The following is a 26,824-nucleotide window of genomic DNA, read 5'->3' on the forward strand; positions in this document are numbered from 1 at the left end:
CGAGTCCAGAGCCTGATACCTTTATGCGCTCAAGTTTTCACGACGAGCACGACGCTTTTGGTTCATCGCCATCGCGAGAAGCAAGAGCAACGCAGGTACAAATACCCACTCTTTCATTGGTCTATCGGCATCCTGCACAATAGATTTAATTTCCCAGTCAAAGTCTAGACCGGATGCTTCTGCTGGGCTTCCAAACTCAACCATATCGATGATCATTTTATCAGCATCTTTGTCGAGCATTAGTCCCATCGAAGCGATACGCTCTTCTGCGGTGACAGCGCTATCATCAAAAGGTAGTCGAACGGTTTTTTCAACGTACTTACCTTCGAGGGTTTCACCTGCAACACGTAACTCGATGGATTGTCCAACATTTAGCTTCTCAACAACTTGAGCTATCTCAACACCTGGCGAAAGAACTTTCGCAGGGAAAGCCATATCCCACCAAAAACCTGGTCTGAAGAAGGTAAACGTTAATACAAGTAGCAATACAGTCTCCCACCACTTGTTCTTAGTAAACCACCAACCTTGAGTGGCCGCTGAGAAAATAAGCATCGCAATAACCGCAGAGATAACCGTCAGAGCAAGGTGCCACCACGAGTCAATTCCCATCATCAATAATTGAGTGTTAAAGATGAACATGAAAGGCAAAATTGCAGTTCGAATATCGTAGGTGAAGCCTTGAATACCGGTGCGAATTGGATCGGACTTAGCAATTGCAGCTGCGGCAAAAGCAGCAAGACCAACTGGTGGTGTGTCATCGGCTAAGATGCCGAAGTAGAACACAAATAGGTGAACGGCAATCAGTGGGATGATCAAACCGTGTGCTGCACCCAATGTGACGATAACAGGCGCCATGAGAGTTGAAACAACAATGTAGTTTGCTGTTGTTGGTAGACCCATCCCGAGGATGAGAGAGATGACGGCGGTAAATAGCAGCATCAAGATAATGCTACCACCTGAGATAAACTCAACGAAGTCGGTCATTACAAGGCCAATACCCGTTAGTGTAACCACACCCACTACGGTACCCGCAGCAGCCGTCGCCACACCGATACCAATCATGTTGCGTGCACCAGACACTAGGCTTTCTGCCAAATCGACAAAACCAGCTTTGATCTCTGCATTGACATCACTGGTTTTCGACATGATTGCGATCAGTGGACGCTGGGTAATCAGAATGAAGATCATAAAGACCGTTGCCCAGAATGCTGAGAGACCCGGAGAAAAGCGCTCAACAGTCAAACACCACACTAAAACCACGATTGGCAGTAGGAAATGTAAACCAGACTTGATGGTTGGACCTGGATCTGGCACTTCAGTAAGTTCTGCATCAATTTCAATACCACCTTCTTTCGCGTACTTAGCTGAGACACGCAGTAACGCGATATAAGATATCAAGAGAGCAACACCTACGATTGGGGTCGCAGCGTCACCAAACACGTCTTTGGTCCAGCCAATGCCGTAGTACACCACAGCACTAATGACACAAAGACCAAGAATGGTGCCGGTAAATGATAAGAGACTTTGAACAAGCGTCGGGTTATGGCGGCGCGGTAGGCCAGTCATACCCGCTTTGCAAGCTTCAAGGTGAACAATGTAAATCAAAGCGATATAAGAAATCAGCGCAGGTAGTAGCGCCGCTTTGATTACTTCAACGTATGAAATCCCCACATACTCAACCATCAGGAATGCCGCAGCGCCCATGATCGGTGGCGTTAGCTGACCGTTGGTTGATGCAGCAACTTCCACAGCCCCCGCTTTCGTCCCCGGAAAGCCAACGCGCTTCATTAGAGGTATGGTAAAGGTACCTGTAGTTACTACGTTGGCGATGGAAGAACCAGAAACCAAGCCTGACAGACCTGATGCCACAACGGCCGCTTTTGCGGGACCACCACGCATGTGACCTAATAGAGAAAATGCGACTTTAATAAAGTAAGCACCTGCTCCAGCTCGCTCCAACATGGCTCCGAACAAAACGAATAAGAATACAAATGACGTTGAAACACCAAGAGCAACACCAAATACACCTTCTGTCGTTAGCCACAGGTGTGACATCGCTTTGTTTAAGCTTGCGCCTTTGTGAGCGATAACATCCGGCATGTATGGACCGCCAAAGGTATACAACAAGAATACTGCAGCGACGACCATTAGCGGCGGACCTAAAGCACGACGTGTTGCTTCAAGTAGTAGAACCATACCTGTACAGGCAACGACAATGTCCATTGTCGTTGGTGCGCCCGAGCGGCCTGCTAATTGAGTGTAAAAGAGGTAAATGTAGGCAGCAGATAAACTACCTGCCAGTGCTAAAATCCAGTCGATGGCAGGGATTCGATCGCGCGGTGACCCCTTCATTGCAGGATAAGCGGTAAACGCTAGAAAAATAGCAAACGTTAAGTGAATTGAACGTGCTTCTGTGTCGTTTAGTACGCCAAAGTTAAAAATGAACGGCAGTGGGGATGCGTACCAAAGTTGAAATAGCGACCAACATAGTGGAACAAACCAAAGTATTTTTGCGGGAATCCCTTTCGGGCTTCTTGCTCCAGTGTCAGCTTGTGCGACCATTTCTTGCACATCTTGCGACGGTTGTGTTGTCTGCGTCATGTACTTTTTCCTTTATTATTTTATGGTCCAGTGTTTTTCAAACAAAATGAACGAACCATATTTCGCATTTAACATTGTAGTCAATGGATGCAAACGTGTGGTTTTAGTTGTGTTTCTTAAGGCTCTAAAAATGACGGGCTTGGAAAGAGAGCCCAAATAGCCACACCAATTGGGTTAATTGGTGTTGATTGTTTTGAGTGATACTCATATTAGAAAAGTGATAGGGGAAGGGAGCCTTCCCCTACGGAGTCGTCTTACTTAAGAAGACCAACTTCTTTGTAGTACTTCTCTGCACCTGGGTGAAGAGGAATAGATAGGCCTGCTTGTACCATGTCTTCCTTCTTCAGGTTAGCAAATGCAGGGTGCAGACGTTTGAACGTGTCAAAGTTTTCAAACACTGCTTTTGCAACGTTGTAAGCCACTTCATCAGAAACATCTGATGTGGTTACCATTGTTGCTGCTACACCAAAGCTCTTCACATCTTGATCCGTGCCACGGTACATACCTGCTGGTACATTGCTGTACGCGTAGTATGGGTTTGCCGCTACGATCTCATCGATTTGTGCGCCTGTTGCTGGAACTAGCTTAGCATCACAAGATGTTGTTGCTTCTTTGATTGATCCGTTTGGATGACCAACCACATAAACGAATGCGTCGATTTTATTGTCACAAAGTGCTTGAGAACGCTCTGAACCTTTAAGCTCTGATGCAAGTTTAAAGTCTGCGTTGGTCCAACCCATTGCATCCATAACAACGCCCATTGTCGCACGGTCACCTGAGCCTGGGTTACCGATGTTCACGCGCTTACCTTTAAGGTCAGTTACGTTTTCGATACCAGCATCAGTGCGAGCGATAATGTTGAATGGTTCTGTGTGCAGAGAGAACATTGCACGAAGCTTTTTGTAAGGGCCTTGCTCTTCAAATTTGCTTGTGCCGTTGTAGCCGTGATATTGCCAGTCAGATTGAACGATACCGAAATCTAACTCACCAGCACGCATTGTGTTGACATTGTAGATAGAACCACCAGTGGACTCTACTGAACAACGAATATTGTGTTCCTTACGGCCTTTATTCACAAGCTTACAGATTGCACCACCAGTTGGGTAATAAACACCTGTTACCGAACCTGTACCAATTGTGATGAACTCTTGAGCGTTAACAGCGCCAGTGCCCATAACGGCAGCGGCAATAGCACCAATTTTAACAAGTTTCTTAAATGCCATGAATTTCCCTTCCTTATTCATTATTAGCCCTGAATAACTATAGATGTCTTCAGAGGTTTCCTATGTGGAAACGGCATCTTTTTCAATCCATATGTTGAAAAAGTGGCGCAATCATACCAAAAAAATTGGCAGAAAATTACTGAATTGTTAATGAATATAGGGGAATTGTCTGTGCTAGAGGATTTGGAAGGATAGGGGTTACTAAGGTGTAGTTCAATAAAAACAGGTAATTAGGCGTTTTTTGTGGCTTATTTTTCGATTTATCAAGATGTGATATAAATCACGGAACAATCATGTTCCGTGATACTTTATTCTAAATGTTAATGTTTAAAACTTAGCCAGCGTAATCAAAAAGATCGCATACCGATTCAAACAATTGCTGGGTAGACACACTCAAGGTTGGTGTGATGAAGATGGTATCGTCGCCTGCAACGACCCCTAGAATCCCTTCTGCTTTACCCAGAGAATCGAGCAATCGAGCAATCAATTGTGCAGCACCTGGGCCAGTGTGAATAACGACGATAGCGTTGTTGTAATCTATATCAAGAACCAATTCACGTAGAGAGCTAGAGACAGTTGGAACGCCAAGCTCTGCTGGTAGGCAGTACACCATTTCCATTTTTGCGTTGCGGGTCCTCACTGCGCCAAACTTAGTCAACATGCGTGACACTTTTGATTGGTTGATGTTCTCAAACCCTTCAAGTTTTAATGCGTCGACAATCTCGCCCTGAGAACCAAAACGCTCTTCTTTTAGTAACGCTTTAAACGCGCGAACCAGGTTGTCTTGTTTGTCATTATTGCGCATAAACGCCTCTTATTTTTGTTCAACTAGCAGTGATCCGGCTATTGTGGCACAGAACCTCGATCTTGACCAAATAATCCATGGTTTATGCCAACGGTATCACTATTATCAATGCTGAAGTTAGCGATGATAACCTTATAATTAGCAAGGGGAAAAATGGGTTCTCATCACCCTCTTGTCATGATAGCGTAGTAGCACGTAATCAGTGAGTTGCGCGAGCTCGCAAAGCTGAGGTTAATTGATTGTAATCGATTAGTGATTACTATAACTTTTTAGCTAATCGACGAAAAATTACCCTACAAGACTATTAATAAGAGATATAAATCTCAAGGAGAACTCCCATGAAAGTAGCTGTTATTGGTGCCGCAGGTGGCATCGGCCAAGCCCTAGCCCTATTGCTAAAAAACCGTCTTCCTGCTGGTTCTGATCTAGCCCTGTATGATATTGCTCCCGTCACTCCAGGTGTTGCAGCTGATCTAAGCCACATCCCAACGCCTGTTTCTATTAAAGGCTATGCGGGTGAAGATCCTACACCAGCACTTGAAGGTGCTGATGTGGTTCTAATTTCTGCGGGTGTTGCGCGTAAGCCAGGTATGGATCGCTCAGACCTATTCAATGTCAATGCAGGTATCGTTAAGTCATTGGCCGAGAAAATCGCGGTCGTGTGTCCTACTGCTTGTGTTGGTATCATCACTAACCCTGTTAACACCACAGTGCCTATCGCAGCTGAAGTCCTTAAGAAAGCAGGTGTGTATGACAAGCGTAGACTGTTCGGTGTGACGACGCTTGACGTTATTCGCTCTGAAACATTTGTAGCTGATCTGAAAGCGAAAGATCCAGGTGATATTCGCGTACCAGTTATTGGTGGTCACTCTGGTGTGACTATTTTACCGCTACTTTCTCAAGTTGAAGGTGTTGAGTTTACTGCGGAAGAAGTAGAAGCGTTAACTAAGCGTATTCAAAACGCTGGTACTGAAGTGGTTGAAGCGAAGGCGGGTGGCGGCTCTGCGACCTTGTCTATGGGTCAGGCAGCATGTCGCTTTGGTTTAGCTCTTGTTAAAGGCCTTCAAGGCGAAGAGAACGTTATTGAGTGTGCTTATGTGGAAGGTGATGGTGAGCACGCTCCATTCTTCGCACAACCAGTTAAGCTAGGTAAAGACGGCGCAGAAGCTATCCTTAGCTACGGTGAACTCAGTGATTACGAGAAAGCAGCACTAGATGGCATGCTAGAGACGCTTAATAAAGATATTGAAATTGGTGTAGAGTTCGCTAAGTAAACTCCTACATTAATTTAAATAGCAAAAGCCGGTCTTTTTAAGATCGGCTTTTTTGATCTATACCCTATAAGACTCCGTAATAAATCGGAGCGGGGAGGAAGGGTCATGGAAATGAAAGATGTAGTAAAAGGTATGTGGGTGGATTCACAACATGGCGCTGGCAGAGTGCTTGTTGTCGACGAGCAGTCACAGTCCGTTTTGGTCGAACCAATAGGAAGCGAGGAGCAATGGGCACTATCTGTTGACGAAGTCGAAGAAGAGCTGCAGCTTCATAACGGTTGTGATAAATACTACTAAAGCTTGGTCTCAGAAACGGAAAAGGGCAGTGATGCACAATCACTGCCCCTTGACCTTATGCCGTTCTTTTCACTGCCATGTAGGCAAGCGCGATTAAGGCTTCTTTATATTCACTGTCAGGCACGATAGAAAGTGCTTCAATGGCCTTATCAGCTTCTTTAAAAGCCATGTCTTCAGTGTACTTTAATGAGCCCACACGATTCATTGTTGCCATAATGGTATCGAGCTTATCAATCCCATTACCTTTTTCAATTGCTTCGCGAATCATCGCACTTTCGTGTTCTTCACCGTGCTGCATGGCGTGGATAAGCGGTAATGTTGGTTTACCTTCAGCTAGGTCGTCACCGACATTTTTACCCATGTCTTCACCCGTAGAGGTGTAATCCATGACGTCATCAATAAGCTGGAACGCGGTTCCAAGGTACTTACCGTAATTCTGTAGTGCAAGTTCGACTTCTGGAGAGGCATCGTTGAGGATAGCTCCAACTTGAGTCGCGGCTTCAAACAAACGTGCCGTCTTCGAGTAGATGACTTGCATGTAGCTTTCTTCAGAAGTATTAGGGTCATTGCAGTTCATTAGTTGCTGAACTTCACCTTCTGCGATGACATTCACGGCATCACTCATAAGCTCTAAAATGCGCAATGAGCCAAGACCCGTCATCATTTGGAAAGAACGAGTATAGATGTAGTCACCTACTAGAACACTCGCAGCGTTACCAAAAGCAGCGTTTGCTGTTGCTTTACCTCGTCGCATATCAGACTCATCTACTACGTCGTCGTGCAATAACGTCGCAGTATGGATGAACTCAATAAACGCAGCAGCCGTTGTATGTGCGTTACCTTGATATCCTAAAGCTTTCGCTGAAAGCAACGCGAGTAGCGGTCTTAAGCGCTTGCCGCCACTACTTACAATATAGAAACCAAGTTGATTGATTAGACTAACTTCTGAGTTTAATTGTGCTTGTATTGTTTCATTCACTTTTGCCATATCATCGGCAGTCAGTGCTTGGATAGCTTTAAAATCCATTACGTACCCGGTTGAGCTTAGAGCCAATAAGGCTTAGTCGTTGGTTATAATCTGTGAATAATACACTAAAAAACGTTGATTAATACATGGTGAAAGGGCATTATTGCCGCACTTTTCATTGGCGATTAGTGTTTCGCCAATTTTTTCAAAATATGGCTTGTCATAGGGTAATCATTCGCGTAGAATCTGCGCCCTATTGATGATTAGTTTAGCGCACACCCTATTTGTTGAAATAACAATCAAAAGGCTGTGCGGAAAAAGCGGAGTAAAATATGTACGCTGTTTTCCAATCTGGTGGTAAACAACACCGTGTAAGCGAAGGTCAAACTCTTCGTTTAGAGAAATTAGACGTTGAAACTGGTGCAACTGTTGAATTTGATAAAGTTCTTCTTGTTGCTAACGGTGAAGACATTCAAGTTGGCGCTCCTCTTGTTGAGGGCGGCAAGGTAGTTGCTGAAGTGGTACAACACGGTCGTGGCGATAAAGTAAAAATCGTTAAGTTCCGTCGTCGTAAGCACTCTCGTAAGCAACAAGGTCACCGTCAGTGGTTCACGGAAGTGAAAATCACTGGCATCAACGCTTAATTCGATTAGGAGAGTTTAACAATGGCACACAAAAAAGCTGGTGGTTCTACTCGTAACGGCCGCGATTCAGAAAGCAAACGTCTAGGTGTTAAGCGTTTCGGTGGTGAGTCTGTTCTTGCAGGTAACATCATCGTACGTCAACGTGGTACTAAGTTCCACGCTGGTACTAACGTTGGTATCGGTAAAGACCATACTCTTTTCGCTCTTACTGAAGGTAAAGTGAAATTCGAAGTTAAAGGTCCTAAGAACCGTAAATTCGTTAGCATCGAAGCTGAGTGATTTTAGCGCTAAGCTAAATTACGAATAAGCTTTCTAGCTGAATTCAAAAGCCCTGCCGAGTCGGCGGGGTTTTTTATTTATATGGGCAGTCGATAGAGACGAGTCTCTAGGCATAGCTATGTTGAAACAACAAGCTCTGTACCATGGGGAATCGTCTCTGTCATCTGCTAAAATGTAGTGATAATTGATTGAGCCCACAAAGTGATCTTATGTCTTTTCGGCAGGATGGCTTTGGTGGTGGGTAGCGAAGAAGTAGTCGGAGTAAGAGATGAAGTTCGTTGATGAAGCGGTAGTAAAAGTCCAAGCGGGCGATGGCGGTAGCGGTGTCGTTAGTTTTTGGCGTGAAAAATTCGTAGCGAAAGGTGGTCCTGACGGTGGCGATGGCGGCGACGGTGGCGACATCTATATCGAAGCAGATGAGAACCTAAATACGCTCATTGACTATCGCTTCCAACGCTTTTACGAAGCTGAGCGTGGCGAAAATGGTCGCGGTGGTAACTGTACTGGTAAGCGTGGTAAAGATAAGGTACTTAAAGTGCCTGTCGGTACTCGAGCTGTAGATATTCACACTAATGAAATCGTTGCTGAAGTTGCTGAACATGGCAAAAAAGTGATGGTTGCAAAGGGGGGTTGGCACGGTCTAGGTAATACTCGATTTAAGTCATCGGTTAACCGAGCTCCTCGCCAGAAAACACTGGGTACTAAAGGCGAAATTCGTGAATTGCGTTTAGAGCTGTTGCTACTTGCTGACGTGGGTATGCTTGGTTTGCCAAATGCGGGTAAATCAACATTTATCCGTGCAGTTTCGGCGGCTAAGCCAAAAGTAGCCGACTATCCATTTACTACACTGATCCCTAGTTTAGGTGTGGTTAGCGTTGTTCCTGAGAAAAGCTTTGTTGTGGCGGATATCCCTGGTCTGATTGAAGGTGCCGCAGACGGTGCTGGCTTAGGTATTCGTTTCCTTAAACACTTAGAGCGCTGTCGAGTATTGCTGCACATGATCGATATTATGCCTATCGATCAAAGTAACCCTATCGAGAACGCACTGACGATTATCGATGAGCTAGAGCAGTACAGCGAAAAGCTAGCGGATAAACCGCGCTGGCTAGTATTCAATAAAGTCGATCTTATGCCAGAAGAAGAAGCGAATGAAGTGATCCAAGAGATCCTCGACGCACTTGGTTGGGAAGATGAGTACTTCAAGATATCTGCAGTGAATAAGCAAGGAACTAAAGAGCTTTGCTATAAGCTTGCTGACTTTATGGAAACACTGCCACGCGCTGAAGAAGAGATTTCTGAGGAAGAGAAAGTCGACTTTATGTGGGACGATTACCACAAAGATGCAATGTCTGGTAAAGACGTGATTACTGAAGACGATTGGGATGATTGGGACGACGAAGAAGATGACGGCCACGTTGTCTACGTCCGTGACTGATTGTTACCTCAATGATTTAAAAAGCTGCAAAGTTACTTTGCAGCTTTTTTGTACTCAAATTATTTCAGTGTGGCTTGTACTAAGGCAAACTGATACAAACTCTCTTTTCTCCCCCTTTATGCTAAAGGAAGCCTTTTAAATGGATTTAAATCGGCGAATTTCGGATGTGGATGCTCTGATATTTAAACACTACCGTGTTGTACATGGCATTCGGATTTCCGTGGCATTCGTTTTAACTCTAGCTTTAACCAGTTATTTTCAGATTCCCGAAAGCACCTGGATACTCATTACGTTAGTAGTAGTGATTGGCCCTATCTCGTATTTAGGTAATGTTTTACCACGAGCTTGGCATCGCACTATGGGAACGATTATTGGAGCATTGTCAGGGATTACCGCCATTTTACTTGGACAATGGTCAATGTTGGCTATGTATGCTTGGTGCGGCGCTGTGATGTTTTGTAGTGCCTATTTTGCGCTAGGTAAACGCCCTTATGTGGGTTTGCTGATTGGTATTACCCTAGCGGTCACTATTGGAGCAGGTAATCACGATATTGAAGTTGCGTTGTGGCGTGGTCTTGATGTAACGATTGGCTGTGTATTAGCGGTGTTGTTTTGCATTATTTATCCGCAAAGAGCGTTTATTCATTGGCGCATGCGTCTAGGCGCCACGCTGGACCGGTTTGCTAAGGTCTATCAAATATCCACATCATTGAACATGCTTGAACAGCCGAACCTTGAGCGCTACCAGCAAACGCTAATGAAGGAGATGGTAACCTTGAGAAGTCTCATTTCTCCTTCAGTTAAAGAGTCAAAGCTAAGTGCACAATTATTAGAAGCGATCCAAGTACAGCTTCGCAACATGCTTTACTCCATTGAACTTTTGAACACCTCTTATTGGAGCGACAGGCACAGTCATTTGAATATGCTTTGGTCCAAACCCCTTAATGATTGCCAGAAAATCATTGAGAAAGAGTTCGAAGCACTTGCAACATTAATAATGACCGGGAAATTAGAGACCGAGCTTTCAGGTAAAGAAATTGCGACAGCAAGAGAGACCTTAAAAAACAGTTTGCCAAAGATTGATGGTGAGGAGACGAGCATCAATGGCTACTTATGGCTTAATTTGAAGCTAATGGAAGACCTTGTAAGCCTAAAACGACTGTTAGTTTATTCGCTGAATCTGTCTCAAGAGTAGTTTTCACAAATTTGTTGTTTTCTGTCAATCGTGCCCCAGTTTTTAGTTCATCAACAATGAAAATGCCCCTAAAATGGATTCAATACTGAATGACCACGAAAAAACTGGAATGGATTCTAAGCAACGAGCCGTCTCTCGGCTGATTGCGCAAGCAGGGCAAATGTTACTTGCTCATGGCGCAGAAAGTACGTTAGTTGGCGATATTACTCGAAGAATGGGTATTGCTGCTTCTATGGACGAAGTAGAAGTATCACTGTCAGCAAGTTCATTAGTGATTACCACGGTTTACAAAGAACATTGTGTTACGACGGCAAGACGAAGCCCAGATCGTGGGCTTAATATGCGTGTTGTGACTCAGGTTCAACGTATCTGTATCATGATGGAGAAAGGCATTCTTGACTATCAACTAGCTCAGAAAAAACTGAATAAGATCAGTCCTGAACGCTATAATCGTTGGCTAGTCGTGGTGATGATAGGGCTATCATGCGCTGCTTTTAGTCGTCTCGCTGGCGGTGACTGGTCAGTGTTTGCAATGACTTTTCTAGCTTCAGCCGTTGGTATGACGGTACGTCAAGAAATCGGCCATCGCCATTTTAACCCACTCTTAAACTTCTCCGTCACGGCGTTTGTTACCACACTTATTTCTGCCCAAGCAGTTATCTATAGCATCGGAGCGCAGCCTCAGCTAGTGATGGCGTCATCAGTGCTCATGTTAGTCCCCGGCTTTCCACTAATTAACTCTGTTGCTGATATGGTCAAAGGTTATGTCAACATGGGGATCGCTCGTTTTGTGTTTGCCAGTTTATTAACCCTAGCAACCTGCTTGGGGATAATTGGTGCCATGAGTCTGACGGATGTTCTAGGGTGGGCTCAGTAATGACAATAGTGGAATTATTATTTGCTCTGCTTAACGACATGTTCTTTGCCGCTATTCCAGCAGTAGGGTTTGCGTTGGTATTTAATGTTCCTCAAAATGCGTTAGCTTATTGCGCGATTGGTGGGGCAGTTGGCCATGGCTCTCGCTTTTTGATGATGAATTATGGTGTTCCGATTGAATGGGCTACTTTTTTGCCGCAACGATTGTCGGTATGATTGGCGTTCATTGGTCGCATAAGTTTCTAGCTCATCCTAAAGTGTTTACGGTGGCCGCGCTAATACCGATGGTTCCAGGGGTGTTTGCCTATAAAGCTATGATTGCGATGGTGGAAATCAATCATCTTGGTTATACCCCTGAGCTTCTGGCGACTCTAATGGAGAACTTCCTAAAGGCGATGTTCATAATTGCTGGTTTGGCTATTGGTCTAGCCATGCCCGGGCTGTTATTCTATCGCAGCCGACCCGTCGTTTAATTAGGAATACAGTACCTCAATGATTATTAGCATGATTGCCGCTATGGCAGACAATCGAGTCATAGGCAAAGATAACCAAATGCCTTGGCACTTACCTGCCGACTTTATCTGGTTCAAAAAGTGCACCATGGGAAAACCCGTTATTATGGGTAGAAAAACCTATGAATCTATAGGGCGCCCGTTACCTGGTCGTCAAAACATTGTCGTTAGTCGAAATTCTGAGCTTCGCATAGATGGAGTGGAGACGGTAACTTCATTGGAACAAGCTTTGAGCTTAGTGAATGATGTGGAAGAAGCGATGATCATTGGTGGTGGTAGCTTTTACGAGCACTGTATGCCGATGGCAAACAAGCTTTATCTAACCTATATCGATGCAAATGTTGATGGCGATACTCAATTTCCTGATTGGGGAGAAGGCTGGAAACAAGTGCATAGTGAGCAATATCAAGCGGATGAGAAAAACGCGTACGACATGCAGTTCGTCATTCTTGAGCGCTAATATTCGCCGCCTAAGAGAGGTTTCTTAGGCGTCTTTTATTGAATATTTAACCTAAGGCTGGTTGTTCAAAAACGGCCTTATCATCCCAACGAATCATAGTAAGGCTACCTCCCCAAACACACCCGGTATCCAATCCTATAACCTGTTCACTGATGTAGCCTCCTAGTGCTGCCCAATGCCCAAAAATTACGGTTTTATTAAGCGGGACTCGATTTTTTAATTGGAACCACGGAACATATTCTAGAGGATTTACGTCGCTAGGAGGTAGCTTACAGGCCATATCTAAGCGCCCATCTGGATAACAAAAGCGCATTCGGGTGTAGGCATTAATGATGTAACGCCAACGTTCGAAACCGGTGAGTCCTGATTGCCAGAAGTCGGGGTCATTGCTGTACATATTATGGATGAGTGCTTGCCAATCATCACTTTGTAGTTGTTGCTCAACTTCTCGAGCATTGACTCTCGCCTGTTCTAAAGTCCACTGAGGAGAAATACCTGCATGACAAACGACAAATTCATCATGTTCTAAGAGCAAAGGCTGGTGTCTGAGCCAGTCTAATAAATCTGTCTTGTCTAGAGCTTCTAAAATCGGAAGTGTTTTGTCTTTGGGTTTCGCTTTGTGTACGCCAAGCGATACGGCTAATAAGTGAAGATCATGATTGCCCAGACAGGCTTTTGCAGCCTCTCCCATGGCTTTGACGAAGCGGAGTGTTTCCAGTGATTTAGGGCCTCTAGCGACGAGATCTCCGGCAATCCAAAGGGTATCTTTTTGTTTGTCGAAATGACTTTTCGACAACAGTAGTTCCAATTCATCCAAGCAACCTTGAATGTCACCAACAATGTAATTTGCCACAAAAAACCTTAATTTAGAATATTGGGAATAGCTAAGCGGAATGGCTCTATTTCGGTAATGAATTCTTTGCCGTTGGCATCGATCATTATGTAATGACCTTGCATCACGCCAACAGGTGTCTCAATAGCCGTGCCACTGGTATACGTGTACTCATCACTTTTTTCGATTATTGGTTGTTGGCCGATCACACCTTCACCCTCGACACTGATCTGTTTTCCGTTAGCATCAGTAATCAGCCAACGTCGACTCATTAATTGCACAGTTTGCTGACTTAGGTTTTTTATCGTGATGACGTAAGCAAAGACAAAGCGCTTATTGTCTGGGTCAGATTGCTCTTCAACGTATTTGGTATGTACTTGGCATTTCACGCATGGCGAAGTTGTATCCATATGACTCTCCTATGCTGTTGAAAGGGCTACCTATTCACTATGACAAAAAAAAACGCCCATTAGCAAGCTAGTGAGCGTTTTTTAATGAATTAGTTATGATTTTCATCTAACCAGTTAGCCATGGCTACGAACTGTTGTAATGTTAGATTCTCTGGTCGCATAGAAGGGTTTACGCCCAGTTCTTCCAGCGTTTCTGCCGACATAAGAGACTTGTAGCAATTACGAACGGTTTTACGACGCTGGTTAAAGCCATCACGACAGACTCTATCTAGCCATTTCAAACTAGTCGCAGGATAAGGTAGTTCTTCATAAGGAACCAATCTTACTACCGCTGAATCTACTTTCGGTGGTGGAACAAATGCTGTTGGTGGTACTTCAAGTACTGGAACCACTTTGCAGTAATACTGAGCCATGACAGTCAGACGGCCGTAAGCTTTTGTGCCTGGACCGGCGGCAAGGCGATTCACCACTTCTTTTTGTAGCATAAAGTGCATATCTTGGATGTCTTTATGGAACTCAAATAAGTGGAACATCAAAGGTGTAGAGATGTTGTACGGCAGGTTACCGAAGATACGCAGCTTGTTATTTGGATTAACAAGTTGAGTAAAGTCAAAACGCATAGCGTCACCTTCGTGAATGGTGAGCTTATCTCCCAAATCTGGGTGATTGCGTAGACGCTCCGCAAGATCTCGGTCTAATTCAATAACTGTAAACTTGTCGACTTCTTTGCCTACTGGTTCAGTAATCGCACCAAGACCTGGGCCAATCTCAACTAAGTTTTGACCTGGACGCGGATTAATTGCTGATACAATCCCGTCGATAACGTAAGGATCATTTAGGAAGTTTTGACCAAAACGCTTTCTTGCTTTGTGCCCTAGGTGGACATCATTTCTCATTGTCTGCTCTCTACTAAATCTATTGCGTACGCCAGTGCTGTCTCAAAGCTGCCAAAATCTGCTTGACCAGTGCCAGCAAGATCCAATGCAGTGCCATGATCGACCGATGTCCTTATAAAGGGTAGACCAAGAGTGATGTTTACTGAACGACCGAAGCCCTTGTATTTAAGTACAGGGAGAACTTGATCGTGATACATGCCTAAGACAGCATCCGCATCGCGTAAATATTTGTCATTAAATATCGTATCGGCGGGTAATGGGCCGATAAGTTGATAATCTTTTTCTGTGCGAAGTTTCTCTAGGGTAGGAGTGATAGTTTCTATCTCTTCCATACCTAAGCAGCCATCTTCACCTGCGTGAGGGTTGAGGCCACAGACATAGATATTGGGTTTGGTAATACCAAACTTGGTGACCAAGTCGTGATGCAATATATCAACAATGCGTGTAACACGATCTTCGGTGATGGCTGCAGGTACTTCCGATAATGGAAGGTGAGTCGTGACAAGTGCGGTTCTTAATCCTTCCGTTGCCAGCATCATGACCACAAGTGGTGTATTTGATACTTCTGCAAAGAACTCAGTATGGCCACTAAAGCTGACTCCTGCTCGATTGATCACCCCTTTATGCACAGGGCCGGTGACAATAGCATCAAATTCACCTTTCATACAGCCTTTTGCTGCTTTTTCCAGGGTATTTAACACGTATTGTCCATTCGCTTCGTCTAACTTTCCTGCTTTGGCAGGGACTTGCAACGGCTCATGTAAAATAACCAAGCGGCCTTTGCAATGTGAATCATAAACCGTCGGATCATAATCGAGTAGGTCGATCTCAATGCCAAGCTGCTGTGCACGCTCGGCAATTAAGGTCTTATCAGCACAGACAACAACTTGATGTGGCCAGTCTCGCTGTGAGAGAGCAACCGCGAGATCGGGGCCTATACCTGCAGGCTCTCCGGCGGTAACAACAATACGCTTAGTTGGCATTGTTATCTTCCTCATCATCGTTCACCATTTCTACGAATGCACTGGCGCGAAGTTCTTGAATCCAGGCCGAAGCTTCTTCATTGAACTTACGATTGAACAAGATGCGGTATGCGCGGTTCTGCATGGCTGAGCCTGTCTTGTCGACATCTCTACGATCTAGAACTTCGACGATGTGCCAACCGTGTACGGTTTTAAATGGTTTACTGATTTGGCCAATAGGTAAGGTTTCAACCTGATGCTTGAACTCCGGAACGTATAGTTCTGGTGTTTGGTAACCCAGTTCGCCGCCTTGGACGGCTGAGCCAGGGTCTTGGCTATATTGCTCGGCCATTTCAGCAAAGGTAGATTCACCAGATTGAACTTTAGCGATGATATTGTTGAGCTCTCTTTGAACCCCTTCATCACTTAAAATAACCGTAGGTTTGATAAGAATGTGTCGTGCGTTTACTTCAGTAACAGACACCGTCTCTAAGCCTTTAACGTCTTCAATTTTTAAGATGTGAAAACCAACACCGCTGCGGAATGGACCAATAATAGTGCCTTTAGTTTGCATCTTAATTTGGTCAGCAAAGATGGTTGGCATCTCTTCTTTACGCATCCAGCCCCAATCACCGCCTTCTAGCGCTTTCGGACCTTTTGAGTAGGTATATGCCATAGTGGCAAAATCTTCACCCGATTTTAGGCGTGCAACTAGATCCTTCGCTTGCTGCTCTTGAACGCTTTTATCTTCGCCATCATTAAAGCGCAATTGAATGTGACGAATCTTATAGGTCACAGTGGCGTCGCTTTCTTTAGCAAGCAGCTCTGCGAGGTTATCGACTTCAGCTGGTAGAATGTTGATTCGTTGTCTTACCATAGCGTTACGAGCTTCACTGGCGGCGATTTCATCACGAATTTGTTCACGAAATGCTTCCCACGTTAGTCCTTCTTCACGTACGGTTTGGCGAAGTTGCTCGATGGTTTGATTGTTGTTTTTAGCAATATCGTTAAGCGTGCTTTCTAGTCGGTTATCATCGATACGAACACCAATGCGATCAGCTTCTTGTAATTGCAGCTTTTCTAAGATCAGTTTATCGAGGATTTGCTCTTGGATAATATCTGCAGAAGGTAGCTCTTGGTCATTCTTACGAGCGTTGGCAGTAAGAGTCTTAGTGGCAGAATCAATATCACTTTGTAGGATAACGCCATCGTTGACGATAACACGAACGCGATCAAGCTCAACGGGCTCGGCAATGGCATGTAAAGCCATAACCGACAAAAGACATGTTGAAAGGAGTTTGCTTATAAATTTCATCGATATTCCTAGTGAAAACTTCACAGACTAAGAGTCTGTGAAGTTGATAAAGTTCCTAATTTCAGTCTAACGATCAGTTATTCAGGGTAAATGGTCGGCTGTATCCTAGCGCGTTTCCTGTAGGTGATGGTGGTGGCGCAGTGCTTCCGCCTAAGCCTGTGATCCCAAAGTTGACTCGTATATTTTGCTCAAATACGGGATCATTACCTATACCATTTTCCCACGATCTAAGTTGTTTACTTAGATCAAATCCGAGATACCAACAATCAGACTCATATTGAATTTGAGCCAGCCATTCCATTGAGGTATTTTCGGTCGTATCGTAAAAATACTGTCCTTGGAGTACCCAATTCTGGTTTACACGATAGCCGCCTAATAAGCCAATCTGAGAGATGCCTTTTTTAGTTATTGAGTCAATATCATTCAGACTAACCGTATTCTCTATGTACTCTTTGGTCACATATCGATAGTTGGCTTGAATAAAGTCTCCACCGACACGATATTCAATTGCACTATTGCCCAATGAAACTTGAGAACTATCAATGTCGTATTGAATACCGCCACGATAGAACACACGATCATTGTAGTTGAAATCCGTTTCGATAGCCCAAGCGGAGTAGTTTGATGAGGTATCATCAGATGGTGAATTTGATTGTTTTGTTTCAGAGTCTAAATAGTAAATTTGACCAAACGATACTGCCAGTCGCTCTCTATTTCCCGAATCAAAAAAGCGGCTAGTTGCGCCATAACTTACTTGATTAGCGGCGGCTATTTTATCCACACCACTGTATTTTCTCGAACGGAACAGACCATAGTAGTCAGTTTGCAATAGTGTCGTGTCATATTCGTAAATGCCACTTTGATCGACTTGTGGTACATAGAGGTACTGAGCTTGAGGCTCCAAGGTTTGAGTGTAACCACTAATGAAGGATGTATCTCGCTCTAAAACCAAGCCTGCATGTGTTCTAAATTGTGGAATATTACGAAAAACCGTTTCTTCTAAAGGCCTGACGTTGCCATTATTATCAAGAACCGGTTTACGTATGTCTTGATCGTAATAGGTAGATAAATAGCGAGCTTCTGTTGTCCATGTCCCCCACGTCGTGGCGAGAGGCAGAGTTAGTCCAGGCTCAATATGAACACGGGTGGCTTCCGGCTTGTTTTCATCATTTATTGTGAAATGTGAAATATGACTAACCACGTCAAAGTCTAATCCCTTATAGAAATTAGGTAGGTAATAGTTAGCTTCAAATTGAGGCGCTAGTTGGTAAGGTTGGCTATTTTCAACCAAAATTTGGAAATCTCGAACTCTAAGAGCAGTATCCCAATTGGCATTTCGATAGGTAACGTCACCTTCTTGTAATAGTTGACCATCTGAGCGATTACCTAGACTCGAGTCCATGTCTGTAAAATAATCGATGTCACTGACTTGAGAGTAATCGACCTTCAGCCCCCAATTGGAGTTGAATGTAGTATTGTTCGTGAATTGACTCGCCCAGCGAGCGCCCTTATCCTCGAACTTCTTATCTTTACCTAAAACTTCAGCTTGCAGTCGACCAGTACTATTTGAAGTTAAGTATCTAAAATCACCTTTAAGTTGTAACCCACGGTTTTGCATATAATTGAAAGTAGTAAGCAAATCGTAGTTTTCAGCTAGGTTCCAGTAAACAGGTAGTGCAAACTCAAAACCATTCTTAGAACCAAGTGATGCAGATGGTCGTAACACGCCGGTTTTGCGTCTGTCACCAATAGGCATCTGCATATATGGCAAATAAAAGATAGGGACGTTCTGAACTTCAACTCTTGAATTATAAAGTGTTGCGACTTCCTCGTCTGGATCAATATCAATACCAGAAGCTAAGAAACGCCATGAGTTGTCTCCTTCTGGGCATGAAGTAATCGAGCCATCTTCAATCTCATATAGCTTTTTACCAGTCTTGGAAACAAATACTGCATCGCCACGGCCTGGGGTACACAAAAATTGATATTGCGTGTTCTCAAGAGTAATTTCATCTTTATTGAGGTTGTTTGTGGCTTTGTCAGAGACTGCTCGGATCTCACCATCATTCATTACCACGTTACCTTCAGCGACAACGATATTTTCTTTTTGATGAAGTGTGACATTATCTGCGGTGATGGTTTTATTGCCTTGAACTACCACTACATCGCCTTTATATGTCGCGCGTTGTCCACTGATCGCTTCCAAAGAGTCCGCTTCTATATTGATTGGCTCTTGATTGGAATCGGAACTTTGTGCAGTATCAACAGAGCACTGCTCTGCTGGTGGCATAGTTTGCCCACTATTTTTCGATGTTTCTTCGGCATGTGCGTAAGACGCTAGCAGCGCAGCACCTATTGAGGCCGCTAGATATGTGCGGGAAAAACGTGACATCGAGTTGTACTATCCTGTTTAACTTGATTCATTCAGTTGAATTCGATTGATATTGAATCGTTTATAAGACGGTCTCTATCATAAAGGAAATTGACCTTAACGACACTAGTAGACTGCGAATCAGCGCAAAAATTCATAAATAAAGAGCACATAAATCACATGATAGGTAAAATTTTAGGCGTATTTTTCGGCATGTTATTTGGCGGACCGTTAGGTGCGCTGTTCGGTTTATTCATTGGGCACCAGTTCGATAAAGCGAGACGATTAAATCAAGGTGGTTTTGCACGAGGTGGATTTGGCGGTGCAGATCAAGCTAAACGACAAGAAGAATTTCTCACCTCTGCCTATGCTGTGATGGGGCATGTTGCCAAAGCGAAAGGACAAGTCACTAAAGAAGAGATTCAACTAGCGACCATTATGATGGATCGTATGAACCTTAATAGTGAGCAAAAAAGAGCAGCTCAAGAAGCGTTCCGCGAAGGGAAGTCGGCGGATTTTCCGTTAGAACGTATTCTTGATAAGGTCCGTATTTCGTCGGGCGGTCGTCATGATCTGCTTCAGTTCTTTTTGGAATTGCAAATTTCAGCAGCCTTTGCTGACGGAAGTGTTCACCCTGCTGAACGAGAAGTGTTGCACCGGATTGCACAAGGACTTGGCTTTTCAGCTCAGCAGTTAGAGCAGCGATTACGAATGCAAGAAGCGGCGTTCCGATTCCAACAAGGTGGTAATTTCGGTGGTGGTCACTATCAAGGTGGTCAACAATCAGGAAGTTGGCAGCAAGCGAGCAGTGCGTCGCAGCTTTCTGATGCGTATGATGTGCTTGGTGTGTCTGAAGATGCCGATGCGAAAACACTCAAACGAGCTTATCGTAAACTGATGAATGAGCATCATCCAGATAAACTGATGGCTAAAGGTTTGCCACCTGAAATGATGAATATGGCAAAAGAAAAATCTCAAGAGATTCAAAATGCCTATGATTTAATTAAGAAGGTGAAGGGATTTAAATAATGCAGACAGACAAGGATGTACTGGACTTTTGGTTTGGTGAATTAACGCCTGCAGATTGGTTCTCAGGCGATGAGGCACTAGATAGCCTTATAGAGCAGCGCTTTTTGGCGCTGCATAATAAAGCCGCGCTCGGTGAACTGTATACGTGGCGTCAAAGCCCACAAGGACGCCTAGCTGAAATCATAGTATTAGACCAGTTTTCTCGGAATTTATATCGTGGTAAGCCTCAGTCATTTTTGTCCGACCCAATGGCGTTGGTACTCGCCCAAGAAGCGGTAGCATTAGGCGAAGATATGAAGCTAAGTGAAGAGCAACGTAGCTTCTTATACATGCCTTATATGCATAGCGAATCTTTGGTTGTTCATGAAGAGGCTGTGCGCTTGTTTAAACAAAGCGGTCTTGAAAATAACCTGGATTTTGAATATCGCCACAAAGTGATTATCGAGCGATTTGGCCGCTACCCACATCGGAATAAGATTTTAGGGCGACAATCTAGTGAGGAAGAGCTGGAATTTCTTACCCAGCCCGGCTCTAGTTTTTGAAGTGTAGTAAGGTCTAGGCAAGCAAGCCTGGACCCTAATACTATTTTTTGTTTAAAGCCCAATCGTAATCGTAGTCAATTTTACCCGCAAACCCTGTTAGCTTAGGGCTGTATTTTGCCATATGAGCAATGACGCCACCTTGAGCTTTGAAGTCCTCAGCAAACCAGTCGTAAATCGACGAAAGTGTTGCCTTGTCACCTTTGATGTTTACGCCTTTATTTGAGTTGATAAAAGTGCTTGCCGCCTGTTCCAGTAACGCTTCTGTATTGCTTGATGTGAATGCTTGAGGTTGCAGGTTTGGACACCCTAAACTGGCGCAGTTAACGGCGTAATGGGTTCTTGGGTCATTCCAAATAGGACGAAGGATTCTATGCTCAATATCATTAAGCGTCAGTGTCTGACCTGTAATTGTAATGACATCATCTCCCCAAGGTCCAAAGCTAAATAAACCACCCAGCTTTGTAATCGATTTTACTGGGTAATTATCCAAAATTAGGTCAACGGTAATCGCATTGTAGAGGTTCACCCAGTAAGCGTATTGCTCCGCTTTATTCAGTGTTCTTGGGTCGATGGCTGCGAGTTCCGACAAATAACTTTTTAATTGCTGCTTATCGTTTGGAGAAACTCGAACGTAACGTACCAAGGTGTTATCACCTTCTACTACCAAATACTTATCAAGAAAGGCTTGCCAACTTTGGTGTGACACGTTTTGAAGGTTTGCTTCATTACTTGAATTCCAGTAAGTCCAAAGCTCAGATTTCGGCGCGGAAAACGCAGTAAAACTAAACAATAAGAGAGAAGCCGTGAGTGCTTTAAGCAGTGTTTTGACCATAGCAACGATCCATTTTATGTAAGGCTAATCCATCAGACCTGTAAAGATGCCAAGTTATTTCAATTGAGTGAAAAAAATCCCAGCACTTGGCTGGGATTTATCAATTCGTTTTGACTCTTATTTTAGGAAGCTAGGAATGTTGGCTTCATACGCTGCAATTTTGTCTTCGTGCTGCAACGTTAGACCAATGTTGTCTAGACCGTTTAATAGGCAGTGGCGACGGAATTCGTCAATCTCAAAGCTGTAAGACTTACCGTTAGCAGTTACTCTCATTGCTTCTAGGTCGACAGTTATCTCGGCACCTTCGTTTGCTTCGACGTATTGGAACAGTTCATCCACCTCTTGCTCCGTTAACCGAACTGGTACCATTTGGTTGTTGATAGAGTTGCCATAGAAGATATCAGCAAAGCTTGGAGCGATCATAACTTGGATGCCGTAATCAGCCAGTGCCCAGGGAGCGTGTTCACGCGAAGAGCCACAGCCAAAGTTTTCACGAGCAAGTAAGATGCTAGCGCCTTGATAGCGAGGAGCATTCATAACAAACTCTGGATTGTCTTGCTCGCCTGCGTCGTCCAAGAAGCGCCAGTCGTGGAATAGGTGTTTACCAAAACCAGTGCGAGTTACTTTCTGTAAAAACTGCTTAGGGATGATGGCGTCGGTATCGACATTCGCTGCATCTAAAGGCACGACTAAGCCGGTGTGTTGTTTAAATCCTGACATGTGGGTTTCCTTCTTAGTCTAGCTCTCTGATATCAACAAAATGACCTGCGATAGCCGCTGCGGCTGCCATTGCAGGACTCACTAGGTGTGTGCGACCGTCACGGCCTTGACGACCTTCAAAGTTACGGTTACTGGTAGAGGCACAGCGCTCCTGTGGGCCTAGGCGGTCATTGTTCATCGCCAGACACATTGAGCAGCCTGGCAAGCGCCATTCAAAGCCCGCTTCTTTAAAGATAGAGTCTAAGCCTTCCGCTTCAGCCTGAGCTTTTACCTGCTCTGAGCCAGGGACAATCAAAGCTTGCACATGATCTGCGACTTTACGACCTTTAGCAACAGCGGCTGCAGCACGCATATCTTCGATACGAGAGTTAGTACAAGAACCTACAAATACTTTGTCTACTGGGTAGTCTTTAAGTGATTTACCCGCTTCTAGACCCATATAAGCCAGCGCTTTTTCTGCAGATGCTTTTTCTACTGGATCAGCAAAGCTTTCCGGTGATGGAATAGGTTGGTCAACGGCAATAACTTGGCCAGGGTTGGTGCCCCAAGTAACCTGAGGTTTAATATCGGCACCGTTTAGTGTAACGACAGCGTCAAACTTAGCATCGTCATCGGTTTTAAAGGTTTTCCAGTATTCAACGGCAGCATCCCAGTCAGCGCCTTGAGGAGCGAACTTACGGCCTTTTAGATACTCAAACGTCGTCTCATCAGGAGCGATAAGACCTGCTTTCGCACCGAGTTCGATAGCCATGTTACATACCGTCATACGACCTTCCATAGAAAGGTCAGTAATCGCTTCACCACAGAACTCAACGACGTAACCCGTACCACCTGCTGCTGTAGTTTCACCGATAATGGCTAGGACGATATCTTTTGCCGTTACACCGGGAGCCACTTTACCTTTGACTTCAATCTTCATCGCTTTAGCGCGAGATTGTTTTAGTGTCTGAGTCGCTAGGACGTGTTCTACTTCTGAGGTACCAATGCCAAATGCCAATGAACCAAATGCACCGTGAGTAGCCGTATGCGAATCACCACAAACAATGGTCATCGCTGGTAGCGTAATACCAAGCTCTGGGCCCATAACATGAACAATACCTTGGTATTTATGATTGATATCGTAAAGTGTCACCCCGAATTCTTCGCAGTTCTTGGATAGCGTTTCCATCTGGATACGTGCCATTTCACCAGAGGCGTTGATGTCTTTGGTCGTTGTCGAAACGTTGTGGTCCATCGTCGCGAAAGTCTTACCTACTTGGCGCACTTGGCGACCTTTTTCGCGCAGACCATCAAATGCTTGAGGAGATGTTACTTCATGAACCAAGTGACGATCGATATATAGGATTGGGTTTTCACCCTCCGCTTCTACGGCGACGTGTGCATCGTAGACTTTTTCGTATAGTGTTTTTGACATTGCTAAATTCCTTGCTTCTTCCGCCACGCCCCTATAGGCGCAGCGAAGGCGATGTTGTAATTATGAGTTCAATACGTAACTTGCGATCTTGTCACCCATCTCAGAGGTGCTAAGTGCTGGCTTATCGCCTGCTAGATCCGCCGTTAACTCGCCTGCAGATAGTGCCTTACTAACTGCGGCTTCGATGTCTTGCGCTGCGGCCTCTTCACCTAAGCTGTAACGAAGCATTAGCGCAGCAGAAAGAATTTGTGCTACTGGGTTAGCAATGTTTTTACCAGCGATGTCTGGTGCACTGCCGCCAGCTGGCTCGTAGAGACCGAATTGACTTTCATTAAGACTTGCTGATGGCAACATGCCCATAGAACCTGTGATCATCGCACACTCATCAGAAATGATGTCACCAAAGATGTTAGAGCAAAGCATGATGTCAAACTGAGCCGGATCTTTGATTAATTGCATGGTTGCGTTATCGATGTACATGTGGTTTAGAGTGACATCTGGGTACTCTTTTGCTACTTCTTCAACGACTTCACGCCATAGGATAGAGCTTTGTAAAACATTCGCTTTATCGATGGAGTAAACGTTTTTGTTGCGAAGACGTGCGGACTCAAAGGCAATCTTGGCAATGCGTTCAATTTCAAAACGGTGGTAGACCTCAGTATCAAACGCTTTTTCTGTCGGGCCTTCACCTTCACGACCTTTTGGCTGACCAAAGTAGATGCCACCTGTTAACTCACGAACCACTACAATATCGAAGCCTTTTGCTGAAATATCAGCACGAAGAGGTGAAAAGTCTTCTAGACCAGCGTGAATTTGCGCTGGACGTAAATTACAGAATAGTTGGAAGTGTTTGCGAAGTGGTAGAAGGGCGCCACGTTCTGGCTGGTCATTGGGTGGAAGGTGCTCCCACTTGGGACCTCCAACTGAACCGAATAGGATTGCGTTTGATTCTTCACAGCCTTTCACTGTGCTCTCTGGAAGAGGGCAACCGTGATTATCGATGGCGATACCACCTACATCGTATTCTTCACGTTCTAGTGTAATGCTGTGCTTCTCTGAAATCGCATCCAACACTTTATGTGCTTGAGCCATAACTTCTGGGCCAATACCATCACCTGGTAGAACTGCAATCTTGTAAGTACCTGCCATGGGGCTAATTTCCTTAAATGTTGTATTTGCTTATATTTCTTAAGCCCCTTGAAAACTATTGTCTGGACAACAACAGCAAGGGGCTAAATTTTCCTGTGGTCTTGGGAATGAACGCTTACCTTAGACCGCCTCTACTTTTTTCTGCTTCATCTCTTCAATCTGATCAGCGCGATGAATACTATTGATAACATGAAGTAGGGCTTGACCAGAAGCTTCAACGATATCCGTTGAGACACCAGTCCCGTGATATTTGCGACCCTTGTAGTTAGCAATAATATCGGCTTGGCCCAAACCATCTTCGCCTTCACCTTTTGCAGTCAAATCAAACTTATCTAGAACAATGTCGTAACCCGTCACGCGATAGATACATTGATAAAGCGCATCAACTGGGCCGTTACCGACGGCCGCCTCGCATTTCTCTTCATCACCACATTGAATCTTGATGCTTGTCGTTGCCATGATGCTACCAGATTGAACGCTTAGATAGTTCAACTTAAAGAAGTCGTCTTCGGCACGCAAGTTCGCAAAGTGCATTAATGCTTCTAAATCGTAATCAAAGACCTGACCTTTACGATCCGCTAGCTTCAAGAAATCCTCATATAGCGTGTCTAGATTGTATTCATTCTCGTTGTAACCCATCGCATCCATATGACTCTTAACAGCAGCTCGACCAGAACGACTCGTTAGGTTCAATGCTTTGTCTTTTAGGCCAATGGATTCCGGTGTCATGATCTCGTAGGTATTTTTGTTCTTCAACATACCGTCTTGGTGAATGCCTGAAGAGTGGCTAAATGCATTCGCACCAACAATGGCTTTGTTGTCTTGAATTGGCATGTTGCATAGCTGGGAAACCAGTTTACTGGTGCGATGGATTTCTTGATGTTGCAGGCCAGTATGAACACCTAGAAGCTCTTGGCGCGTTTTAATAATCATCGCAATTTCTTCTAGAGAGCAGTTACCTGCGCGCTCACCGATACCATTGATGGTGCCTTCAATTTGGCGAGCACCTGCTTGGACTGCTGCGATAGAGTTCGCCACAGACATGCCTAAGTCATCATGGCAGTGCACCGAAATAATCGCTTTGTCGATGTTAGGAACGCGATTGAAAAGGGTTTGGATGATACCACCGAATTCGTTTGGAACCGTGTAGCCTACCGTGTCTGGAATATTGATAGTACTTGCGCCAGCGTCAATAGCGGCTTCGACCATACGGCAAAGATTGTCGATTGGTGTGCGTCCTGCATCTTCACAAGAGAACTCAACGTCGTCGGTATAGTTACGTGCATGTTTCACCGCTTTTACGCCCATCTCGACTACATCGTCATAACTACGACGCAATTTATCTTGAACGTGAACCGTTGAGGTAGAGATGAACGTGTGAATACGGAATGCTTCTGCGACTTTTAACGCTTCAGCGGCGGCATCAATATCTTTAGCCACTGCGCGCGACAATGCACAAACTCGACTGTTTTTGATGTGTTTAGCGATGGTTTGTACTGACTCAAAGTCACCTGGAGAGGAGATAGGGAAGCCAGCTTCAATAACATCAACACCTAGACGCTCGAGCGCATAAGCAATTTGCAGTTTCTCTTTAACTGTCAGACTTGCTGAAAGTGCTTGCTCGCCGTCACGCAATGTGGTGTCGAATATTATCACCTGATCTTTCATAGTTGCTTCCTCTTTGTACAGGTTAATCGTTTACGTCCAGTTCAATCGATATAAAAAAACCCGCTTGTCTAAGCGGGTTTTTTTAGAATTCTTAGTGGTGTTTTTCGTCCACAACC

25 protein-coding genes and 1 pseudogene are annotated in these 26,824 nt (G+C 44.5%); 11 read left to right on the top strand and 15 right to left on the bottom strand.

The window, feature by feature from the left end; translation table 11 throughout:
• Positions 1–21: 21 nt before the first annotated feature.
• The 3 genes from HOP38_RS01870 to argR all read right to left on the bottom strand — a co-directional run bounded on the left by HOP38_RS01870 (position 22) and on the right by argR (position 4,629).
• Positions 22–2,601 (bottom strand): TRAP transporter permease, encoded by a 2,580-nt coding sequence (locus HOP38_RS01870; protein ID WP_006072879.1) that lies wholly within the window; start codon positions 2,599–2,601, stop codon positions 22–24.
• Positions 2,602–2,855: 254 nt separating this feature from the next.
• Positions 2,856–3,824 carry a TAXI family TRAP transporter solute-binding subunit gene (locus tag HOP38_RS01875; protein ID WP_006072880.1) on the bottom strand — a complete coding sequence of 323 codons (969 nt, stop codon included), beginning with the start codon at positions 3,822–3,824 and terminating at the stop codon, positions 2,856–2,858.
• A 334-nt stretch (positions 3,825–4,158) separates the two neighbouring features.
• Positions 4,159–4,629, bottom strand: coding sequence for a transcriptional regulator ArgR (gene argR, locus HOP38_RS01880; protein ID WP_006072881.1), 471 nt, complete (start codon positions 4,627–4,629; stop codon positions 4,159–4,161).
• Positions 4,630–4,967: 338 nt separating this feature from the next.
• Between argR and mdh the strand changes: the two genes are divergently transcribed.
• Together mdh and HOP38_RS01890 are read left to right on the top strand one after the other, a co-directional pair.
• Complete coding sequence (gene mdh, locus HOP38_RS01885; protein WP_038229161.1) at positions 4,968–5,903, top strand: malate dehydrogenase; 936 nt, start codon at positions 4,968–4,970, stop codon at positions 5,901–5,903.
• 105 nt (positions 5,904–6,008) lie between these two features.
• Positions 6,009–6,200 (top strand): hypothetical protein, encoded by a 192-nt coding sequence (locus HOP38_RS01890; RefSeq protein WP_031496916.1) that lies wholly within the window; start codon positions 6,009–6,011, stop codon positions 6,198–6,200.
• Between the two features lie 55 nt (positions 6,201–6,255).
• On the opposite strand, the gene ispB is transcribed toward HOP38_RS01890, so the two are convergent.
• Positions 6,256–7,227, bottom strand: coding sequence for an octaprenyl diphosphate synthase (gene ispB, locus HOP38_RS01895; protein WP_031496914.1), 972 nt, complete (start codon positions 7,225–7,227; stop codon positions 6,256–6,258).
• Positions 7,228–7,499: 272 nt separating this feature from the next.
• Between ispB and rplU the strand changes: the two genes are divergently transcribed.
• From rplU to folA, 7 genes and pseudogenes are all read left to right on the top strand, one after another.
• The gene (gene rplU / locus HOP38_RS01900) at positions 7,500–7,811 is read left to right on the top strand and encodes a 50S ribosomal protein L21 (RefSeq protein ID WP_006074830.1); all 312 of its coding nucleotides are present in this window, start codon (positions 7,500–7,502) and stop codon (positions 7,809–7,811) included.
• A 21-nt stretch (positions 7,812–7,832) separates the two neighbouring features.
• On the top strand, positions 7,833–8,090 hold the full coding sequence (rpmA, locus tag HOP38_RS01905; RefSeq protein ID WP_004409945.1) for a 50S ribosomal protein L27: 258 nt from the start codon (positions 7,833–7,835) through the stop codon (positions 8,088–8,090).
• A 268-nt stretch (positions 8,091–8,358) separates the two neighbouring features.
• Complete coding sequence (cgtA, locus tag HOP38_RS01910) at positions 8,359–9,525, top strand: Obg family GTPase CgtA (protein ID WP_038229165.1); 1,167 nt, start codon at positions 8,359–8,361, stop codon at positions 9,523–9,525.
• Positions 9,526–9,664: 139 nt separating this feature from the next.
• Positions 9,665–10,720 (top strand): FUSC family protein, encoded by a 1,056-nt coding sequence (locus HOP38_RS01915; protein ID WP_006074833.1) that lies wholly within the window; start codon positions 9,665–9,667, stop codon positions 10,718–10,720.
• Positions 10,721–10,829: 109 nt separating this feature from the next.
• Complete coding sequence (locus HOP38_RS01920; protein WP_031493074.1) at positions 10,830–11,597, top strand: threonine/serine exporter family protein; 768 nt, start codon at positions 10,830–10,832, stop codon at positions 11,595–11,597.
• Positions 11,597–12,069 (top strand): annotated as a pseudogene (locus HOP38_RS01925) (threonine/serine exporter family protein). Before HOP38_RS01920 ends, HOP38_RS01925 begins: the two are co-directional and overlap by 1 nt.
• Positions 12,070–12,088: 19 nt before the next feature.
• A complete protein-coding gene (gene folA / locus HOP38_RS01930; RefSeq protein ID WP_107306321.1) occupies positions 12,089–12,568 on the top strand; it encodes a type 3 dihydrofolate reductase in 480 nt (159 codons plus the stop codon).
• Positions 12,569–12,614: 46 nt separating this feature from the next.
• Here the strand turns inward: folA and HOP38_RS01935 are convergent, their stop codons facing one another.
• The 6 genes from HOP38_RS01935 to lptD form a co-directional block, all read right to left on the bottom strand.
• Complete coding sequence (locus HOP38_RS01935) at positions 12,615–13,421, bottom strand: symmetrical bis(5'-nucleosyl)-tetraphosphatase (protein WP_198557314.1); 807 nt, start codon at positions 13,419–13,421, stop codon at positions 12,615–12,617.
• Between the two features lie 8 nt (positions 13,422–13,429).
• Positions 13,430–13,810 (bottom strand): Co2+/Mg2+ efflux protein ApaG, encoded by a 381-nt coding sequence (apaG, locus tag HOP38_RS01940; RefSeq protein ID WP_006074838.1) that lies wholly within the window; start codon positions 13,808–13,810, stop codon positions 13,430–13,432.
• 89 nt (positions 13,811–13,899) lie between these two features.
• On the bottom strand, positions 13,900–14,706 hold the full coding sequence (gene rsmA / locus HOP38_RS01945) for a 16S rRNA (adenine(1518)-N(6)/adenine(1519)-N(6))-dimethyltransferase RsmA (RefSeq protein ID WP_006074840.1): 807 nt from the start codon (positions 14,704–14,706) through the stop codon (positions 13,900–13,902).
• Positions 14,703–15,689, bottom strand: a complete 987-nt coding sequence (gene pdxA / locus HOP38_RS01950; protein WP_198557315.1) for a 4-hydroxythreonine-4-phosphate dehydrogenase PdxA — start codon at positions 15,687–15,689, stop codon at positions 14,703–14,705. The genes rsmA and pdxA overlap by 4 nt, the downstream gene beginning before the upstream one ends.
• Positions 15,679–16,983 (bottom strand): peptidylprolyl isomerase SurA, encoded by a 1,305-nt coding sequence (surA, locus tag HOP38_RS01955; RefSeq protein ID WP_038223090.1) that lies wholly within the window; start codon positions 16,981–16,983, stop codon positions 15,679–15,681. Before surA ends, pdxA begins: the two co-directional genes overlap by 11 nt.
• 73 nt (positions 16,984–17,056) lie before the next feature.
• Positions 17,057–19,375, bottom strand: coding sequence for an LPS assembly protein LptD (gene lptD / locus HOP38_RS01960; RefSeq protein WP_198557316.1), 2,319 nt, complete (start codon positions 19,373–19,375; stop codon positions 17,057–17,059).
• 159 nt (positions 19,376–19,534) lie between these two features.
• On the opposite strand from lptD, the gene djlA reads away from it, so the two are divergent.
• Both djlA and HOP38_RS01970 read left to right on the top strand, forming a co-directional pair.
• The gene (djlA, locus tag HOP38_RS01965) at positions 19,535–20,383 is read left to right on the top strand and encodes a co-chaperone DjlA (protein WP_038229178.1); all 849 of its coding nucleotides are present in this window, start codon (positions 19,535–19,537) and stop codon (positions 20,381–20,383) included.
• Positions 20,383–20,925, top strand: a complete 543-nt coding sequence (locus tag HOP38_RS01970; protein ID WP_198557317.1) for a DUF924 family protein — start codon at positions 20,383–20,385, stop codon at positions 20,923–20,925. Before djlA ends, HOP38_RS01970 begins: the two co-directional genes overlap by 1 nt.
• Before the next feature lie 40 nt (positions 20,926–20,965).
• On the opposite strand, the gene HOP38_RS01975 is transcribed toward HOP38_RS01970, so the two are convergent.
• The 5 genes from HOP38_RS01975 to leuA form a co-directional block, all read right to left on the bottom strand.
• Positions 20,966–21,757 carry a DUF547 domain-containing protein gene (locus HOP38_RS01975; protein ID WP_198557318.1) on the bottom strand — a complete coding sequence of 264 codons (792 nt, stop codon included), beginning with the start codon at positions 21,755–21,757 and terminating at the stop codon, positions 20,966–20,968.
• Between the two features lie 117 nt (positions 21,758–21,874).
• Positions 21,875–22,477, bottom strand: a complete 603-nt coding sequence (gene leuD / locus HOP38_RS01980; RefSeq protein ID WP_198557319.1) for a 3-isopropylmalate dehydratase small subunit — start codon at positions 22,475–22,477, stop codon at positions 21,875–21,877.
• Between the two features lie 13 nt (positions 22,478–22,490).
• The gene (leuC, locus tag HOP38_RS01985; protein ID WP_124940637.1) at positions 22,491–23,891 is read right to left on the bottom strand and encodes a 3-isopropylmalate dehydratase large subunit; all 1,401 of its coding nucleotides are present in this window, start codon (positions 23,889–23,891) and stop codon (positions 22,491–22,493) included.
• Positions 23,892–23,951: 60 nt separating this feature from the next.
• Complete coding sequence (leuB, locus tag HOP38_RS01990) at positions 23,952–25,040, bottom strand: 3-isopropylmalate dehydrogenase (protein WP_124940638.1); 1,089 nt, start codon at positions 25,038–25,040, stop codon at positions 23,952–23,954.
• A gap of 120 nt (positions 25,041–25,160) precedes the next feature.
• Positions 25,161–26,708 carry a 2-isopropylmalate synthase gene (leuA, locus tag HOP38_RS01995; RefSeq protein ID WP_006074850.1) on the bottom strand — a complete coding sequence of 516 codons (1,548 nt, stop codon included), beginning with the start codon at positions 26,706–26,708 and terminating at the stop codon, positions 25,161–25,163.
• Positions 26,709–26,824 lie beyond the last annotated feature (116 nt).

Origin of the sequence: Vibrio mediterranei, from assembly GCF_013364395.1 — a bacterium.
GTDB classification, from domain to species: domain Bacteria; phylum Pseudomonadota; class Gammaproteobacteria; order Enterobacterales; family Vibrionaceae; genus Vibrio; species Vibrio mediterranei.

Coding starts and splice junctions, on each gene's coding strand:
- rsmA (WP_006074840.1), bottom strand. CDS start 14,706: ATGAGAAATGATGTCCACCTAGGGCACAAAGCAAGAAAGCGTTTTGGT.
- rplU (WP_006074830.1), top strand. CDS start 7,500: ATGTACGCTGTTTTCCAATCTGGTGGTAAACAACACCGTGTAAGCGAA.
- cgtA (WP_038229165.1), top strand. CDS start 8,359: ATGAAGTTCGTTGATGAAGCGGTAGTAAAAGTCCAAGCGGGCGATGGC.
- djlA (WP_038229178.1), top strand. CDS start 19,535: ATGATAGGTAAAATTTTAGGCGTATTTTTCGGCATGTTATTTGGCGGA.
- leuC (WP_124940637.1), bottom strand. CDS start 23,891: ATGTCAAAAACACTATACGAAAAAGTCTACGATGCACACGTCGCCGTA.
- HOP38_RS01920 (WP_031493074.1), top strand. CDS start 10,830: ATGGATTCTAAGCAACGAGCCGTCTCTCGGCTGATTGCGCAAGCAGGG.
- HOP38_RS01975 (WP_198557318.1), bottom strand. CDS start 21,757: ATGGTCAAAACACTGCTTAAAGCACTCACGGCTTCTCTCTTATTGTTT.
- HOP38_RS01870 (WP_006072879.1), bottom strand. CDS start 2,601: ATGACGCAGACAACACAACCGTCGCAAGATGTGCAAGAAATGGTCGCA.
- apaG (WP_006074838.1), bottom strand. CDS start 13,810: ATGGATACAACTTCGCCATGCGTGAAATGCCAAGTACATACCAAATAC.
- mdh (WP_038229161.1), top strand. CDS start 4,968: ATGAAAGTAGCTGTTATTGGTGCCGCAGGTGGCATCGGCCAAGCCCTA.
- folA (WP_107306321.1), top strand. CDS start 12,089: ATGATTATTAGCATGATTGCCGCTATGGCAGACAATCGAGTCATAGGC.
- surA (WP_038223090.1), bottom strand. CDS start 16,983: ATGAAATTTATAAGCAAACTCCTTTCAACATGTCTTTTGTCGGTTATG.
- argR (WP_006072881.1), bottom strand. CDS start 4,629: ATGCGCAATAATGACAAACAAGACAACCTGGTTCGCGCGTTTAAAGCG.
- lptD (WP_198557316.1), bottom strand. CDS start 19,375: ATGTCACGTTTTTCCCGCACATATCTAGCGGCCTCAATAGGTGCTGCG.
- HOP38_RS01915 (WP_006074833.1), top strand. CDS start 9,665: ATGGATTTAAATCGGCGAATTTCGGATGTGGATGCTCTGATATTTAAA.
- leuD (WP_198557319.1), bottom strand. CDS start 22,477: ATGTCAGGATTTAAACAACACACCGGCTTAGTCGTGCCTTTAGATGCA.
- HOP38_RS01970 (WP_198557317.1), top strand. CDS start 20,383: ATGCAGACAGACAAGGATGTACTGGACTTTTGGTTTGGTGAATTAACG.
- rpmA (WP_004409945.1), top strand. CDS start 7,833: ATGGCACACAAAAAAGCTGGTGGTTCTACTCGTAACGGCCGCGATTCA.
- HOP38_RS01890 (WP_031496916.1), top strand. CDS start 6,009: ATGGAAATGAAAGATGTAGTAAAAGGTATGTGGGTGGATTCACAACAT.
- leuA (WP_006074850.1), bottom strand. CDS start 26,708: ATGAAAGATCAGGTGATAATATTCGACACCACATTGCGTGACGGCGAG.
- pdxA (WP_198557315.1), bottom strand. CDS start 15,689: ATGCCAACTAAGCGTATTGTTGTTACCGCCGGAGAGCCTGCAGGTATA.
- HOP38_RS01875 (WP_006072880.1), bottom strand. CDS start 3,824: ATGGCATTTAAGAAACTTGTTAAAATTGGTGCTATTGCCGCTGCCGTT.
- leuB (WP_124940638.1), bottom strand. CDS start 25,040: ATGGCAGGTACTTACAAGATTGCAGTTCTACCAGGTGATGGTATTGGC.
- ispB (WP_031496914.1), bottom strand. CDS start 7,227: ATGGATTTTAAAGCTATCCAAGCACTGACTGCCGATGATATGGCAAAA.